Origin of the sequence: Brevundimonas staleyi, assembly GCF_041893865.1 — a bacterium.
GTDB classification, from domain to species: Bacteria; Pseudomonadota; Alphaproteobacteria; order Caulobacterales; family Caulobacteraceae; genus Brevundimonas; species Brevundimonas staleyi.
Window position 1 is genome coordinate 79431 of record NZ_CP169082.1, and the last position, 15672, is coordinate 95102.

Annotated in this window: 15 protein-coding genes; 6 read left to right on the forward strand and 9 right to left on the reverse strand. The window is 67.8% G+C overall.

All coding sequences use genetic code 11. From position 1 onward, the window contains the following. Positions 1-200 precede the first annotated feature (200 nt). The 3 genes from ACETK8_RS00480 (at position 201) to ACETK8_RS00490 (ending at position 3511) form a co-directional block, all read left to right on the forward strand. Positions 201-1565 carry a S41 family peptidase gene (locus tag ACETK8_RS00480; protein ID WP_374037641.1) on the forward strand — a complete coding sequence of 455 codons (1365 nt, stop codon included), beginning with the start codon at positions 201-203 and terminating at the stop codon, positions 1563-1565. Positions 1566-1739: 174 nt separating this feature from the next. Beyond that, positions 1740-2939, forward strand: a complete 1200-nt coding sequence (locus ACETK8_RS00485) for a divergent polysaccharide deacetylase family protein (protein WP_374037642.1) — start codon at positions 1740-1742, stop codon at positions 2937-2939. 86 nt (positions 2940-3025) lie between these two features. After that, positions 3026-3511, forward strand: coding sequence for an RNA pyrophosphohydrolase (locus ACETK8_RS00490; protein ID WP_374037643.1), 486 nt, complete (start codon positions 3026-3028; stop codon positions 3509-3511). Between the two features lie 25 nt (positions 3512-3536). Here the strand turns inward: ACETK8_RS00490 and ACETK8_RS00495 are convergent, their stop codons facing one another. The 8 genes from ACETK8_RS00495 to ACETK8_RS00530 form a co-directional block, all read right to left on the reverse strand. Then, on the reverse strand, positions 3537-3866 hold the full coding sequence (locus tag ACETK8_RS00495) for a DMT family transporter (protein ID WP_374037644.1): 330 nt from the start codon (positions 3864-3866) through the stop codon (positions 3537-3539). A 111-nt stretch (positions 3867-3977) separates the two neighbouring features. Then, positions 3978-4301, reverse strand: coding sequence for a YnfA family protein (locus ACETK8_RS00500; protein WP_374037645.1), 324 nt, complete (start codon positions 4299-4301; stop codon positions 3978-3980). Next, positions 4298-5251 carry a metallophosphoesterase gene (locus ACETK8_RS00505; RefSeq protein WP_374037646.1) on the reverse strand — a complete coding sequence of 318 codons (954 nt, stop codon included), beginning with the start codon at positions 5249-5251 and terminating at the stop codon, positions 4298-4300. The genes ACETK8_RS00500 and ACETK8_RS00505 overlap by 4 nt, the downstream gene beginning before the upstream one ends. 8 nt (positions 5252-5259) lie before the next feature. Then, the gene (locus ACETK8_RS00510) at positions 5260-5529 is read right to left on the reverse strand and encodes an ATP synthase F1 subunit epsilon (RefSeq protein WP_374037647.1); all 270 of its coding nucleotides are present in this window, start codon (positions 5527-5529) and stop codon (positions 5260-5262) included. A 2-nt stretch (positions 5530-5531) separates the two neighbouring features. Beyond that, positions 5532-7103 carry a F0F1 ATP synthase subunit beta gene (gene atpD / locus ACETK8_RS00515; RefSeq protein WP_374037648.1) on the reverse strand — a complete coding sequence of 524 codons (1572 nt, stop codon included), beginning with the start codon at positions 7101-7103 and terminating at the stop codon, positions 5532-5534. Between the two features lie 43 nt (positions 7104-7146). After that, positions 7147-8025: a F0F1 ATP synthase subunit gamma gene (locus tag ACETK8_RS00520; protein WP_374037649.1), complete on the reverse strand. Its 879-nt coding sequence runs from the start codon at positions 8023-8025 to the stop codon at positions 7147-7149. Between the two features lie 33 nt (positions 8026-8058). Further along, positions 8059-9594: a F0F1 ATP synthase subunit alpha gene (gene atpA / locus ACETK8_RS00525; protein ID WP_374037650.1), complete on the reverse strand. Its 1536-nt coding sequence runs from the start codon at positions 9592-9594 to the stop codon at positions 8059-8061. Between the two features lie 100 nt (positions 9595-9694). Continuing rightward, positions 9695-10249: a F0F1 ATP synthase subunit delta gene (locus ACETK8_RS00530; protein ID WP_374037651.1), complete on the reverse strand. Its 555-nt coding sequence runs from the start codon at positions 10247-10249 to the stop codon at positions 9695-9697. A gap of 320 nt (positions 10250-10569) precedes the next feature. Between ACETK8_RS00530 and ACETK8_RS00535 the strand changes: the two genes are divergently transcribed. Beyond that, positions 10570-11400 carry a TerC family protein gene (locus ACETK8_RS00535; protein ID WP_374037652.1) on the forward strand — a complete coding sequence of 277 codons (831 nt, stop codon included), beginning with the start codon at positions 10570-10572 and terminating at the stop codon, positions 11398-11400. After that, positions 11400-12242, forward strand: a complete 843-nt coding sequence (locus ACETK8_RS00540) for a glutaminyl-peptide cyclotransferase (protein WP_374037653.1) — start codon at positions 11400-11402, stop codon at positions 12240-12242. Before ACETK8_RS00535 ends, ACETK8_RS00540 begins: the two co-directional genes overlap by 1 nt. 400 nt (positions 12243-12642) lie before the next feature. Here the strand turns inward: ACETK8_RS00540 and ACETK8_RS00545 are convergent, their stop codons facing one another. Further along, positions 12643-14805 carry a primosomal protein N' gene (locus ACETK8_RS00545; protein ID WP_374037654.1) on the reverse strand — a complete coding sequence of 721 codons (2163 nt, stop codon included), beginning with the start codon at positions 14803-14805 and terminating at the stop codon, positions 12643-12645. A gap of 195 nt (positions 14806-15000) precedes the next feature. On the opposite strand from ACETK8_RS00545, the gene fsa reads away from it, so the two are divergent. After that, the gene (gene fsa / locus ACETK8_RS00550; RefSeq protein ID WP_374037655.1) at positions 15001-15654 is read left to right on the forward strand and encodes a fructose-6-phosphate aldolase; all 654 of its coding nucleotides are present in this window, start codon (positions 15001-15003) and stop codon (positions 15652-15654) included. The last annotated feature ends 18 nt before the right edge of the window (positions 15655-15672 follow it).

The following is a 15672-nucleotide window of genomic DNA, read 5'->3' on the forward strand; positions in this document are numbered from 1 at the left end:
TGGGCAACAGAACCCCTGTGTCGCTTGTCCTTATTGCCTATTGCCTGATGCCTATTGCCTCGACCGAAGCGAAACCGCTTCCCAAGCCTTCATGACGCTGATTTTATCCACCGGACGCGGGGACGCCACGATTTCATCGTGAGTTCCCGCACCTGACCTCCCGCCTTGCCGCCCCTCGGGACGGCTCCGAAAGAGACCGAATGCGTAAACTGCTCATCGCCGGCGCCGCCGTCGCGGCCCTTGGTCTCAGCGGCATGACGGTGGCGTCCCAGACGCCCCGCAACGAAACCTTCCGCATGCTGCAGCTGTTCGGCGACGTGCTGGCGGTGGTGGAGCAGGCCTATGTGGTCCCGGTCGACAACAAGAAGCTGATCGAGGCGGCCCTGGCGGGCATGATGACCGCGCTCGACCCCCACTCCAACTACCTGCCGCCCGAGGGCTTCGAGGACCTGCAGGAGCGCACCTCGGGCGAGTATTCGGGCGTCGGCCTGACCATCACGGCCGAGGGCGGTCTGGTGAAGGTCATCTCGCCGATGGACGACAGCCCGGCCGCCCGCGCGGGCGTCCAGGCCGGCGACGTCATCTCGGCCATCGAGGGCCAGAACGCCTCTGGCCTCACCGTCACCCAGGTCTCGGAGAAGCTGCGCGGCGCCATGGGCACCACGGTCACCGTCACCTTCCTGCGCGACGGCGAGGAGCCGCGCGAGGTGACCCTGACTCGCGAGGTCATCAAGGTCGAGAGCGTCACCAGCCGCATGGAGGGCGAGTTCGGCTATCTGCGGATCTCGACCTTCAACGAGAACACCGGCCGCGAGCTGAGCGCCGCCATCGAGAAGATCAAGCGCGACCATCCGGGCGTAAAGGGCTTCGTCCTGGACCTGCGCAACAACGGCGGCGGGCTTCTGACTGCGGCCATCGACGTGTCCGACGCCTTCCTGGAGCGCGGCGAGATCGTCAGCCAGCGCGGCAGGAAGCCCGAACAGATCGAACGCTATGCGGCTCGCCCCGGCGACCTGACCGGCGGCCTGCCCCTGGTGGTGCTGATCAACTACGGCTCGGCCTCGGCGTCGGAGATCGTGGCCGGCGCCCTGAAGGATCAGGAGCGTGCGGTGCTGGTCGGCCTCACCTCCTTCGGCAAAGGTTCGGTCCAGACGGTCATCCCGCTGGGCGGCGGTCGCGACGGCGCCCTGTCGATCACGACGGCGCGCTACTACACCCCGTCCGGCGCCTCGATCCAGAAGATCGGCATCGAGCCGGACCTGGAGGTCGCCCGCTCCGAGGCCGAGGCCCGGATCGTGTCCCGCTCCAGCTTCATCTATTCCGAGGCCGCCTATTCCACGGCTCTGGACGCCTCCATCGGCGCCGAACGCAAGGGACCCCACACGCCGCGCGAGGCCCCCGGTCCGGACTACGACAAGGACGCCGACTACCAGCTGCAACGCGCGCTCGACGTCCTGCGCGCCGGCGGCGACCTCACCCGCGTCGCGGCGGCCCCGACCGGCATCGTCATCAGCGAGCCCGCCGCCCCGCCCCCCGCCGCAACGGACACGACCGAGGAAGAGTAGGGCCCTGCGTCTCCTCCCCGTTCGTCGCTCGGCGAATGGGGGAGGAGACTTTCAAGCCCCAAAACATGCCTAACGCACCGTTAGGCTTTCTTAACCGCCGCCCGTTCATAGTCGCCTGTGATGATCGTCGTCCGGAATCCGTCCGGTCGCCAGATTGCAGAGCGTCCTTCGTCCATGTTCGCCAAGCGTCAGTCCGCCCTCGCCGCCACGGCCGGCGCCCCGCCCAAGGGCGGGGGGCTGAAGTTCGACGTCAAACAGGTCGGCGCGGTGCTGAAGAAGCCGCCGGTCATGGTGGGGGGCGCGGGCCTCCTGCTGCTCGGGACCATCGCCCTGTTCCTGACCGTGCTCGGCGATCCGCGCGCGGGGACGCCCACCGCCCGCGTCGCCCTGCATCGCGAGGCGCCGGTCGAGGCGCCCGCCCCCTCCGGCCTTGAGGCCTTCTCCATGGGCGGGTTCTCCGCCTGGCAGGGGCTGGGCGCCGATCCGTCGCTCGACCCCAACGGCGCGGCCGGGAGCGAGGCCCTGATCACCCTGCCGGACGGCACGACCGTCGCCGGCGGCTCGGCCATCGCCGCGCCCCAGATCGCCGCCTCTCCCCTGATCGCCGCGCCCATCGCCGGGCTCAGCCAGCCGGGCCCGCAAGGCGCCCTGCCCGTCATCGCGCCCGACGGCCGCGTCCCGGCTCAGGCCTATGCCCGTCCGTTCCAGTCGAACGGCAAGCCGCGCGTGGCCCTGATCGTCGGGGGCCTGGGCCTCAACGCCGTCACCACCCGCGCCGCCATCGAACGCCTGCCCGCCGATGTGACCCTGTCGTTCGTGCCCTACGCCCAGGGCCTGCAAGGCTGGATCGACCTGGCCCGCGCCCAGGGGCACGAGGTGATGATCGAGATCCCGATGGAGCCGACCGGCTATCCCAACAACGATCCCGGCCCCTACACCCTGCTGGCCAACGCCACGCCCGACGACGTCGAGGCCAAGATGAACTGGCTGCTGGGTCGCGCCACCGGCTATTTCGGCGTGACCAACTATCTGGGGGACCGGTTCGTGACCTCCGACACCGGCATGGCAGCCTTCCTGGGCATTCTGCGCCAGCGCGGCGTGGCCTTCATGGACGACGGTCTGGCGCGGCGGCGCCCCGGCGCCTGGGCTCGCGCCACGGCCGATTCCGTCATCGACGAGACCCAGACCCCCGCCGCCATCATCGGCCGCCTGAACGCCCTGGAAGCCGCCGCCAAGGCGCGCGGCGCGGCCCTGGGGACCGGCTTCGCGTACCCGGTCACGGTCGAGGCCGCCGCCCGCTGGACCGCCGGTCTGGACGCGCGGGGCCTGCAACTGGCCCCCGCCTCGGCGATGACGCAGCGGCCGGGGCGCTGACGCCGGGGCAATAGGGACCAGGCAATAGGCAACAGGTTCGATCCTGCTTGCTTCCTGTTGCCTGATGCCTATTGCCTGTTGCCTCCATGGCTGACCTCTTCCCCCATCACCGCCCCAACGTCGGCGTCGTCCTGTTCAACCAGACGGGCCAGGTCTGGTTCGGCCATCGCGCCGGGCAGGCGGGCAGCCATTCCTGGCAGTTCCCGCAGGGCGGGGTGGACAAGGGCGAGGACATCGAGGCCGCCGCCCGGCGCGAACTGGAAGAAGAGACCGGGGTCACGTCCGCCGAGCTGATCGGCCGCACCGAGGGCTGGATCGTCTACGACTTCCCCGAGGCCCTGAAGGCGCAGCACAAACGCGAAGGGCGAAAGGCCTTCGACGGCCAGAAACAGGTCTGGTTCGCCTTCCGCTTCACCGGCGACGAGACCGAGATCCGGCTCGACCAGCACGACGAGATCGAGTTCGACGCTTGGCGCTGGGGCGACCTGTCGGAGGCCTGCGACCTGATCGTGCCGTTCAAGCGCGCGGCCTATGAGCAGGTGGTGGCGGCGTTTTCGAAATACGTGGTCTGACCTCCGAAGGAGGCCCACGCTCCCGTCAGTGGCTCCCGCCGCCGGGAGCCATGCGGAAGACCATCAGCCCCGACACCACCAGCACCGCCGCCAGGATCCGCATCCACGACAGGCTCTCGCCCAGCAGGACGACGCCCACGACGAAGGCGCCCACCGCCCCGATGCCGGTCCAGATCACATAGGCCGTGCCCATCGGCAACGTCTTCATCGCCGAGGACAGCAGGGCGAAGCTGGCGATCATGAAGACGATCGTGCCGACGCTGGGCCACAGCCGGGTGAAGCCATGGGACTGTTTCATGAAATAGGCCCACACGATCTCGAGCAGGCCGGCGATGAGAAGAGAAATCCAGGCCATGGTCACGGCCCTCCTTGCGAAGAGCCGGGCCGTCCCGGGCATGTCCCGGCATCCGCCGGGGCGAGGACGTGGCCTCGTCTGCGACCTATCTAGGACAGGCCGGTCGGGCCTTCAACCGCCCCTCGGCCCCAACAGGATGATCCCCGCCCCGACCAGGCACACGACCGCCCCGATCAGGTCCCACCGATCCGGCGTCCGGTGCTCGACCAGCCACAGCCACATCAGGGAGGCGGCGATATAGACCCCGCCATAGGCCGCATAGGCCCGCCCCGCGGCGTCCGCCTCCACCTTCGTCAGGACCCAGGCGAACAGGGCCAGGCACACCATGCCGGGGATCAGCCACAGCGGGGACCGATCAAGCCTCAGCCATGCCCAGAATGCAAAACAGCCGGCGATTTCCGCGCCGGCCGCCAGCAGATACCAGAGGACGGTCATGAAGCGGCCTTCAGGGTGAGAATGACGATCTCGGGCGGGGCTCTGAACCGGACGGGCAGGATCGAGACCCCGACACCGCCAGTGACGAACAACTTGCGCCCATCCTCGTCATAGGCGCCGCAGGGCCAACGATGCGAGGCGGGCGACGGCAGGACGGGGCGTCCGATCAGCGGCAGATTGACCTGCCCGCAATGGGTGTGGCCCGCCAGGGTCAGGGCCACGCGCGACGGGGCCTCCGCGAAGGGATCGGGCCAGTGGGTCAGGAGGATGACCGGATCGCTGTCGGGAACACCATTGAGAGCGGCGCTCATTGAAGGCTCCATGCGCCGGGACACGAGGTCGGCCAGGCCCGCGACCCAGAACGGGCCGCCATCGCTCTCCACCCGCAGGGAGCGGTTCTCCACCACCCGGACATTCGCCTGCGTCAGGGCGTTCGCGATCTCCGCTTCATCGAACCAGGAATCGTGATTGCCCAGCACGCCGTAGACACCCAGCGGCGCCTTCAGGTTCCGGAAGGCGAGCACACCTTGAAGGATCTCCGACCGCTCTGGAGGCGCGCGAAGGTCCGAGGGATCATGGCCGCCCGTATAATCGCCCAGAAGGACCACGAGATCCGGCTGCTGCCTGTTCATCCGGTCCACGATATCCGCGACACGGGTGACATCGACGTGCGGCGCGGCGACATGGGTGTCGGAGATGACCCCGATCCGGATCGGCGGGCCGCTCCAGCCCGAGCTCTCGATGGTCACATGGCGGACGGTCAGGGTCGCGGGTTCGATCAGGAAAGCCCAGACGCCCAAGCCCCATCCGATGACGGAAAGCCCGATCACCGTCCGGGCAAGAAAAATCCGGCCGTCGCGCAGCAACAGCCGGATCATCAGTATCGACAGGATCGGACCGAGAACCGCGGCGATCCATGCAAGGACCAGAACGCCGTCCGGCCCGGCCATCAGGGCGGTCAGGCCGCCGCGACTTCCGTCGCCGCCTCGGCCAGGATGGTCAGGCCGGCGGGGGTCACGTCGGCGAAACCGCCGTGGACGGTGAAGACGCGCTTGTTCGCGCCGTCATAGACCGTGACCTGGCCTTCGCGCAGGGCGGTCATGAAGGGGGCGTGGGCGGCCAGGACGCCGAAGTCGCCCTCGACGCCCGGCGCATCGACCTGATCCACGAGGCCATTGAAGACCTCGCGCTCAGGCGACACCAGCGAGAAGGAGAGTTTCCCGGCCATGCTTAGGCGGCTTCCGCGGCCAGCTTGGCGCCCTTCTCGACGGCCTCTTCGATGGCGCCGACCATGTAGAAGGCGGCTTCCGGCAGGTGGTCGTATTCACCGGCCACGATGCCCTTGAACGAGCGGATCGTGTCTTCCAGCGAGACAAACTTGCCGGGCGAGTTGGTGAACTGTTCGGCCACGAAGAACGGCTGCGACAGGAAGCGCGAGATCTTGCGGGCGCGCGACACGATCAGCTTGTCGTCTTCCGACAGCTCGTCCATGCCCAGGATGGCGATGATGTCCTTCAGGGCCTTGTACTGCTGCAGGACTTCCTGGACCGAGCGGGCGACGTTGTAGTGCTCTTCGCCGATGACCAGCGGGTCCATGATCCGCGAGGACGAGTCCAGCGGGTCCACGGCCGGGAAGATGGCTTGGGCGGCGATGTCGCGCGACAGAACGGTACGGGCGTCCAGGTGCGCGAACGAGGCGGCCGGGGCCGGGTCGGTCAGGTCGTCGGCGGGAACGTAGATGGCCTGGATCGAGGTGATCGAGCCCTTCTTCGTGGAGGTGATGCGCTCCTGCAGGTTGCCCATCTCGGTGGCCAGCGTCGGCTGATAGCCCACGGCCGACGGGATACGGCCCAGCAGAGCCGACATTTCCGAACCGGCCTGCGTGAAGCGGAAGATGTTGTCGACGAACAGCAGCACGTCCTTGCCTTCCTCGTCGCGGAAGTACTCGGCCTGGGCCAGACCCGTCAGGGCGACGCGGGCGCGGGCGCCGGGCGGCTCGTTCATCTGGCCGTACACGAGGGCGCATTTGGAGCCTTCGGTCGAGCCGTTGTTCTTGGTCGGGTCCACGTTCACGTTGGACTCGATCATCTCGTGATACAGGTCGTTGCCTTCGCGGGTGCGCTCACCCACGCCGGCCAGAACCGAGTAACCGCCGTAGGCCTTGGCGATGTTGTTGATCAGTTCCTGCATGGTCACGGTCTTGCCGACGCCGGCGCCGCCGAACAGGCCGGTCTTGCCGCCCTTGGTGTAGGGGCACATCAGGTCGATGACCTTGATGCCCGTGACCAGGATTTCCGACGAGGTCGACTGTTCTTCGAACGACGGCGCCTCGCGGTGGATCGGGCGGAACATGTCGGTCTTGATCGGGCCCTGTTCGTCGATCGGCTCGCCGACGACGTTCATGATGCGGCCCAGAGTGCCCGGGCCGACCGGGGCCTGGATCGAGGTGCCCGTGTCGGTGACCGGCTGGCCGCGCGTCAGGCCTTCGGTCGTGTCCATGGCGATGGTGCGGACCATGTTCTCACCCAGGTGCTGGGCGACTTCCAGAACCAGGGTGAAGGGCTCGCCCGTCTTCTGGTCGACGTTCTGGGTGTGCAGGGCGTTCAGGATGGCCGGCAGGTGGCCGGTGAACTCGACGTCGACGACGGCGCCGATGACCTGGGCGATCTTGCCGGCGGCGCCGGCGGCGACCGTCTTGGCGGCGACCGGAGCCTTCTTGGCGGCAGGGGCCTTGGCGGCGGCGGGAGCCTTGGCGGCCGGAGCCTTCTTGGCGGCGGGTTTCTTGGCGACGGTGTCGGTCATCGGTTCGGGGTCCGTTTCGGTCTGTTCTGTCAGGATCGGAGGATCAGAGCGCTTCCGCGCCGGCGATGATCTCGATCAGTTCGGTGGTGATCTGGGCCTGGCGCTTGCGGTTGTATTGCAGCGTCAGGGCATTGATGAGGTCGCCCGCATTGCGCGTGGCGTTGTCCATGGCGCCCATCTGGGCCGCGAAGAAGCTGGCCTGGTTTTCGAGCAGGGCGGCCAGGATCTGGGTCTTGATGTTGCGCGGCAGGAGCGTCTCGAGGATTTCCTCTTCCGAGGGTTCGTACTCGTAGACGGCGCCGTTCAGGTCGATCGGGGTGGCGTCGCCGTCGACGACCGCCGGGATCAGCTGCTTGGGCGTCGCCACCTGCGAGATGACCGACTGGAAGCGGCTGTAGATCAGGGTGACGACGTCGGCGTTGCCCGTCTCGAACTCCGAGGCGATCAGGTCGGCGATCGGCTCGGCCACGGCCATGCTCATGACCTTGTGGTCGCTGAGCTCGAACGTCTGGATGATCTTGTCGCCATAGATGCGGGCCAGACCATCGCGGACCTTGCGGCCCACGGCGATGACGCGGACGTCCTTGCCGTTGGCGGAGAGGGTGTTGATCCGGTCCTTGGCGGCGCGGATGACGTTGGTGTTGAAACCACCCGCCAGACCCTTGTCGCCGGTGGCGACGACGACCAGGTGCTTCTGATCGGCGCCGGTGCCGGCCAGCAGCTTGGGCGCGCCGTCGCCGGAGACGCCCGCCGCCAGGTTGGCGATGACCGAGGCCATCTTCTTCGCATAGGGACGGGCGCTTTCGGCCTGATCCTGGGCGCGCTTCAGCTTGGCCGCGGCGACCATGTTCAGGGCTTTCGTGATCTTCTGCGTGGACTTCACGCTGTCGATCCGATTGCGCATTTCCTTGAGGCTGGCCATCGGGCGCTACTCTTTCAGCTTACCGGGTCAGACTTAGGCGAAGGTCTTGGCGAAGGCTTCGATCGCCGATTTCAGCTCGGCTTCCAGCTCCTTGGACAGGGCCTTGGTCGACTTGATCGAGTCGAGGATCGACTGGTGCGCCGAGTGCATGCGGGCCAGCAGTTCCTGTTCAAAGCGGCCGATGTCCGACACGGCGATCTTGTCGAGGTAGCCGCGCGTGCCGGCGTAGATCGACACGACCTGCTCTTCGACGGTCAGCGGGGCGTACTGGGGCTGCTTCAGCAGCTCGGTCAGACGGGCGCCGCGGGCCAGGAGGTTCTGGGTCGAGACATCCAGGTCCGAGCCGAACTTGGCGAAGGCGGCCATCTCGCGATACTGGGCCAGCTCGCCCTTGATCGAACCGGCGACCTGTTTCATCGCCTTGATCTGGGCCGAGGAGCCCACGCGCGACACCGAGATGCCGACGTTCACGGCCGGGCGGATGCCTTGGTAGAACAGGTCGGATTCCAGGAAGATCTGGCCGTCGGTGATCGAGATCACGTTGGTCGGGATGTAGGCCGACACGTCGTTGGCCTGGGTCTCGATCAGCGGCAGGGCGGTCATCGAGCCCGAACCGTTGTCCTCGTTCAGCTTGGCCGAACGCTCCAGCAGGCGCGAGTGCAGGTAGAAGACGTCGCCCGGATAGGCTTCACGGCCCGGCGGACGGCGCAGCAGCAGCGACATCTGACGATAGGCGACGGCCTGCTTGGACAGGTCATCATAGACGATCAGGGCGTGCATGCCGTTGTCGCGGAAGAACTCGCCCATGGCGGTGCCGGCGAACGGAGCCAGGAACTGCAGCGGGGCCGGTTCCGAAGCGGTGCAGGCCACGACGATGGTGTAGTCCAGAGCGCCGCGCTCCTCGAGCGTCTTCACGATCTGGGCGACGGTCGAACGCTTCTGACCGATGGCGACGTAGATGCAGTACAGCTTGTCGCTTTCCGGCGCGCCTTCGACGTTGATCGACTTCTGGTTCAGGATGGTGTCGATCGCCACGGCGGTCTTGCCGACCTGACGGTCGCCGATGATCAGCTCGCGCTGGCCGCGGCCGACGGGGATCAGGGTGTCGATGGCCTTCAGGCCGGTCTGCATCGGCTCGTGAACCGACTTGCGGGGAATGATGCCCGGCGCCTTCACGTCCACGCGGCGACGCTCGGTGAACTGGATCGGGCCCTTGCCGTCGATCGGCTCGCCCAGCGGGTTGACGACGCGGCCCAGCAGACCCTTGCCGACCGGAACATCCACGATCTCACCCAGGCGGCGGACGTCGTCGCCCTCGGCGATCGCGGCGTCAGCGCCGAAGATCACCGCGCCGACGTTGTCGCGCTCGAGGTTCAGGGCCATGCCCTTCACGCCGGCCTTGGGGAATTCGATCATCTCGCCGGCCTGGACGTTGTCCAGACCGTGGATGCGGGCGATGCCGTCGCCGACCGACAGGACCTGACCGACGTCCGAGACGTCGGCTTCCACGCCGAAGTTGGCGATCTGGGACTTGAGGATGGCCGAAATCTCGGCGGCGCGGATGTCCATTTGGATCTCTCTGTCTTCGTCTTCTGGCCGGGCGATCAGGCCCGCGGCATTCGTGTTTCGGGTGCGGGCCGAGGCGCGCTGCTTTTTAGTGTGAAGCGCGTCAGACGCGCTTCAGTGCGAACTTCATCTGGTCGAGCTTGGTCTTCAGCGAGGCGTCGAACAGCTTCGAGCCGACCTTGACCTTGAGGCCGCCCAGGATCGTCGGATCGACGCGGGCGGTCATTTCGGGAGCCTTGCCGAGAGCCTGCGACAGGGCCTGCTTGATCTTGGTGGTCTGGGCGGCCGTCAGGGCCGTGGCCGAGACGACCTCGGCGGCGACCACGCCGGTGTGGGCCGAATACAGGGCCTCGAAGCCGGTGATCACGGCGCCCAGGTCGCGGGCGCGGCCGTTCTGGGCCAACAGACCCAGGAAGTTCTTGGTCGTGCCGTCGAACTTCGCCTTGTCGGCGATGGCGACCAGACCCTTTTGCTGGTCCTCGGCGGCGATGATCGGCGAGTTGGCCAGGCGGCGCAGGTCGGCGCTGTCGATCCAGGCGGCCTTCAGCGACTTCAGATCGGCGCGAACGGCCTCAAGGCGGCCCGTCTCAAGCGCCAGATCGAACAGCGCCTGTGCGTAGCGCGCGCCGACTTCCGTCGTTCTGAAATCGTCAGCCAAGGCCTGTCCGTCCGCTGTAGCGTATCTGTTCAAATAGACCGGTCGCGAACCTCGCGCCGGTCAAAGGCTTGAAATGCTTAAGGAAAGCACACAAAAGGCCGCTTCAACCGAAACGCCCTCTGGAAGCCGGGCGCCTGATAGCATGGGCTTTTCGCTGTCGCAACCAAGGCTGTACGGACGATTCCGTCGCACCCGGAAAGGGTTTCGTCAGGCCGGCGATCTTGCCTCCCACACCCCTGCGCCATAGCGTCTCGTTGAACTGTTGGGCCGCCCGTGCGCTAGAGGGCGAATCCTTCCTCTACGAAAGACACTGATACCCGATGTTCGACAGCATTATCCCGCTGCTTAGCGACCCGGCCGCCTGGGCGGCCCTCATCACCCTGGTGGTGATGGAAGTCGTGCTCGGCATCGACAACCTCATCTTCATCTCGATCCTCTCGAACAAACTGCCGCCCGAGAACCGGTCGCGCGTCCGCCGCATCGGCATCGGCCTGGCCCTCATCATGCGTCTGGCGCTTCTGTCGATGATCGCCTGGCTGGTCGGCCTGACCGCCGCCGTCTTCACGGTCATGGGCAACGAGTTCTCGTGGAAGGACCTGATCCTGATCGCGGGCGGCCTCTTCCTGATCTGGAAGGCCACCAAGGAAATCCACCACACCGTCGATCCGACGCCGTCGCACGACGTCCTGGACAAGAAGGACGTGGTCATCTCCAACGCCGGTTCGGCCATCGTCCAGATCATCATCCTGGACCTGGTCTTCTCGATCGACTCGATCCTGACCGCCGTGGGCATGACCGAGCACCTGCCGATCATGGTCATCGCCGTCCTGGCCGCCGTGACCGTCATGCTGCTGGCCGCCGATCCCCTGGCCAACTTCATCGCCAAGAACCCGACCGTGGTCATGCTGGCCCTGGGCTTCCTGTTGATGATCGGCTTCGTCCTGATCGCCGACGGCTTTGGCTTCCATGTGCCCAAGGGCTATATCTACGCCGCCATGGCCTTCTCGGCCGGCGTGGAGGCGTTGAACATGCTGGGCAGGGCGTCGGCGTCCAAACAGGAGAAGGCCCGCGCGGCGCGCGAAGCCGCCGACGAGGCCGAGGCTCGCGCCAAGGAGGCGGAGGCCGCGGCCGCCGCCGATCCGGCCCACTGATGGATCTGCGGGCGTCCCGTCTGGTCGCGGCGTTCGCGGGGCTGATCGGCCTCGCCCTCGCCCCGGCCGCCTACGCTCAGACGGCGGCGCCCGCCGCTCCGGCCGCACAGGCCGCTCCCGCCGCCCCGGCGGCGCGTCCGTCCCGACCGCCGCGCTACGGCTATGAGGTGGTCAACGTCTTCCCGCACGACCCGACGGCCTTCACCCAGGGGCTGGAGTTCCACGACGGCCTCTTCCTGGAAAGCACCGGCCGCCATCCCTCCAGCGTCCGCCGCGTGCGGCTGGAGGACGGAGAGGTCCTGGCCAAGCGCGAACTGGACATGCAGTTCTTCGGCGAGGGCCTGACCGCCGTCGGCGACCGGATTCTCACGCTGACCTGGCAGGGCGGCCACGGCTTCGTCTGGAACATCGACACCCTCGAGCCCGCCGGGACCTTCTCCTATTCCGGCGAGGGCTGGGGCCTGACCCACGACGAGACCCGCGTCATCCTGTCGGACGGCACCCCGACCCTGCGCTTCCTCGATCCCGACACCCTGCAACAGACCGGCTCGGTCGAGGTCACCTACATGGGCCGGCCTCTGGACCGGCTGAACGAGCTGGAGTTCATCGAGGGCGAGGTCTGGGCCAATATCTGGCAGACCGATTTCATCGTCCGCATCGACCCCTCGACCGGCGTCGTCACCGGCGTCATCGACCTCAGCGGCATCCTGCCCGACCCGGTCCACAACCCGGCCGACGACGTCCTGAACGGCATCGCCTGGGACGCGGCGAACAAGCGTTTGTTCGTCACCGGCAAGAACTGGCCGAAGCTGTTCGAGATCCGCCTGACCGAGGCGCGCTGACCTCACCCCCGCCCGCGCACCCCAGCGAAGGCTGGGGTCCAGATGGAAAAGGGGATGACGGGATCAGACGGACCGGCGCGACACCCCAGCCAATTCGGTTTGTGATCTGGACCCCAGCCTTCGCTGGGGTGCACGGATGAGAACGAGCGAATCTCCGTCAAAGATAAAATTCTTTCCGGCGCCCCGAAACACGGCCCCGCCTGGCTCAACGGCGCGTTTCGCCCTCCGAACCTGCCCAAGTCCGAAACGCCCGTACAATGGTGCTCACGGTTCGCGGAGAGGGCGGACGCCAGAAGGGTTTCGTCCGTTTCGTCCGTTTCGTCACGGCAAACCGCGTCATGACGAACCGGACGAAAGCCGCGCTCGAGCAGCAAGCGACCGCGTCGCGAGCGGTAACGCCCTAAAGGAAGCTGTACGGATCCACATCCACGGTCAGCCTGACCGACCCCGGCACCTTCACCCGGCTGAGCCACGAACGCAGGAACCCCTGCAGGTCCACGTCCCGGTCCGCCCGCACCAGGAGCCGCTTCCGCCGCCGCCCCCGGATCAGACCCAGCGGCGCATCGGCCGGGCCATAGACCTCCAGCCGCTCGGCGTTCGGGATCGCCGTCGCCAGATCGTTGGCGATCCGCTCCACGGCGTTGGCGTCCTCGCTCGACAGGATCAGGGCCGCCAGCCGCCCGTGCGGCGGCAATGACGCCGCCTCCCGCTCCGCCATCTCGGCCTCGACGAAGGCGTCCCGGTCCCCGGCCGCCAGCGCCATCAGCACCGGATGCTCGGGCGTCCAGGTCTGCAGCAGCGCCCGCCCGGGCTTGTCGGCTCGCCCCGCCCGGCCCGTCGCCTGGGTCAGAAGCTGGAAGGTTCGCTCGGCCGCCCGCAGATCCCCGCCACGCAGACCCAAATCCGCATCCACCACCCCGACCAGGGTCAGGCCGGGGAAGTTGTGGCCCTTCGCGGCGGCTTGCGTCGCCACCAGGATGTCGATCTCCCCGTCGGTCATCCGCTGGATCATCGCCCGCATGGCCTTGGGATCGGGAATGGTGTCGGAGGAGAACACCGCCGTCCGCGCCTCGGGGAAGAGCTGACGCACCTCCTCCTCGACCCGTTCGACGCCCGGCCCCACCGAGACCAGACTGTCCTCGGCCCCGCACGACGGACAGAGCTTGGGCCGCGCCATCGAGAAGCCGGTCAGATGGCAGACCAGCCGCCCGGTGTAGCGATGCTCCACCAGCCAGCTGTCGGTGTCCGGCGAGGTCATCCGATGCCCGCAGGCCCGGCACAGCACCACCGGCGCATAGCCCCGCCGGTTCAGGAAAAGCAGGGTCTGCTCCCCCGCCAGCAAGGTCTCACCGATCGCCTCCCTCAGCGGCTGGGACAGCCAGGTCTGGGGGTCGGGCGGGCTCTGGCGCAGGTCCAGCAGGCTGATCTCCGGCAACACCGACGCCCCGTGCCGGGTCGCCAGCTTCAGCCAGCCGTAGCGCCCATGATGCGCGTTCCACAGGGTCTCCAGCGACGGCGTCGCCGAGGCCAGGACCACGGTCGATCCCTCGATCCGCGCCCGCGCCACGGCCAGGTCCCGGCCGTGATAGACCAGCCCCTCCTCCTGCTTGAACGACCCGTCGTGCTCCTCGTCGACGATGATGAGCTTCAGGCTCGGGAAGGGCAGGAACAGGGCCGAGCGCGCCCCGACCACGATGTTGCAGCGGCCGGCGACCACCGCCTCCCACGCCATCCGCCGACGCGGCGGGGCTACCCCTGAGTGCCACTCCGCAGGGGCCGCCCCGAACCGTTTGGTGATCCGCTCGATCAAAGCCTGGGTCAGGGCGATCTCCGGCAGCAGGATCAGGACCTGCGCCTCCGGATCGGCCTTCAGCGTCCGCGCCACGGCCTCCAGATAGGCCTCGGTCTTGCCCGACCCCGTGACCCCGTCCAGCAGGAAGGGTTTGAACCCGCCCACCGTCGTCGCCGCCGCCAGGGCCTCAGCCGCCGCCGCCTGATCCGCATTCAGGGTCGCGGGCTTGTGATCCGGGTCGGGCCGGTCGAAGGCCGCCAGAGCCTCCACCTCGAACGCCTCCAGCACCCCCTCGTCGACCAGCCCCTTCACCACGGCCGAGGACACCCCCGCCGCCCGCGCCAGCTCCGGCCCCGGCATGGCCCGCTCGCCGATCGCCTCCAGCACCGCCGTCCGACCCGGCGTCGGCCGGTTGGGCGTGCGATCCCCGACCCGCCTCAGCTTTCGCTCCGGCCGGGGTCTGGGCGCGCGCAGCCCCTTCAGCGCCGTCGCCGCCATCTCTCCCGGCGGGCTCAGGGTCCAGCGCGCGGCCCATTCGACGAAGTCCACGGTCCGCTCCGGCAGACGCGGATCCTCCAGCAGCGCCTCAACCGCCTTCAGCCGCCGGTTCGACCCCGTGGTCTCCCTGACCTCAGCCACGATGCCGCGCATCAGCCGGGGCCCCAGCGGGACCGCCACCTGATCCCCGCGCGCCAGGTCCAGGCCTTCGCCCACCTCGTAGTCGAAGGCCTCCTGCACCGGCAGGGGAATGAGGACGGAGGCGACTTTCAAGACACGTCTCCTCCCTGCCGCGAAGCGGTGGGGAGGTGGCTCGAAGCGAAGCGAAGAGACGGAGGGGTTCTTGCGGCCGCCCAGAACCCCTCCGTCAGCTCGCGAAGGGCTCGCTGCCACCTCCCCATTCGCCAGGCGGCGAACGGGGAGGAGACGTCTCGCCATCGACACAGGACGCCGCTAAAAGCCGTCCCCATGAAACTCTTCCTCGACACCGCCGACGTCGCCGTCATCAAGGACATGCTGCCCACCGGGATGGTGGACGGCGTGACCACCAATCCCACGCTGATCGCAAAGTCCGGGCGCAACATCGCCGAGGTCATCGCTGAAATCTGCGCCCTGGTCGAGGGGCCGATCTCCGCCGAGGCCGTCGCCACCGATTTCGAGACCATGGTCAAGGAAGGCGACAAGCTGGCCGCCATCGCCCCCAACGTCGTGGTGAAACTGCCCCTGACCTGGGACGGCCTGCGCGCGACCCGCGCCTTCGCCGACAAGGGCATCAAGACCAACGTCACCCTGTGCTTCTCGGCCGCCCAGGCCCTGCTCGCCGCCAAGGCCGGCGCCACCTTCGTCTCGCCCTTCGTGGGCCGTCTGGACGACCACGGCGCCATCGGGGTGGAGCTGCTGGAAGAGATTCGCACCCTCTACGACATCCACGGCTTCGAGACCGAGATACTGGCCGCCAGCTTGCGCAACCCCGGCCACGTCACCGCCGCGGCCCTCGCCGGTTCGGACGCCGCCACCCTGCCGGCGGACACTTTCAAGGCCCTGATCAAGCACCCGTTAACCGACAAGGGGCTTGATGCCTTCTTGGCCGACTGGGGCAAGACCGGCCAATCGATTCTGTAGTTTACGACCCGGCGTTCC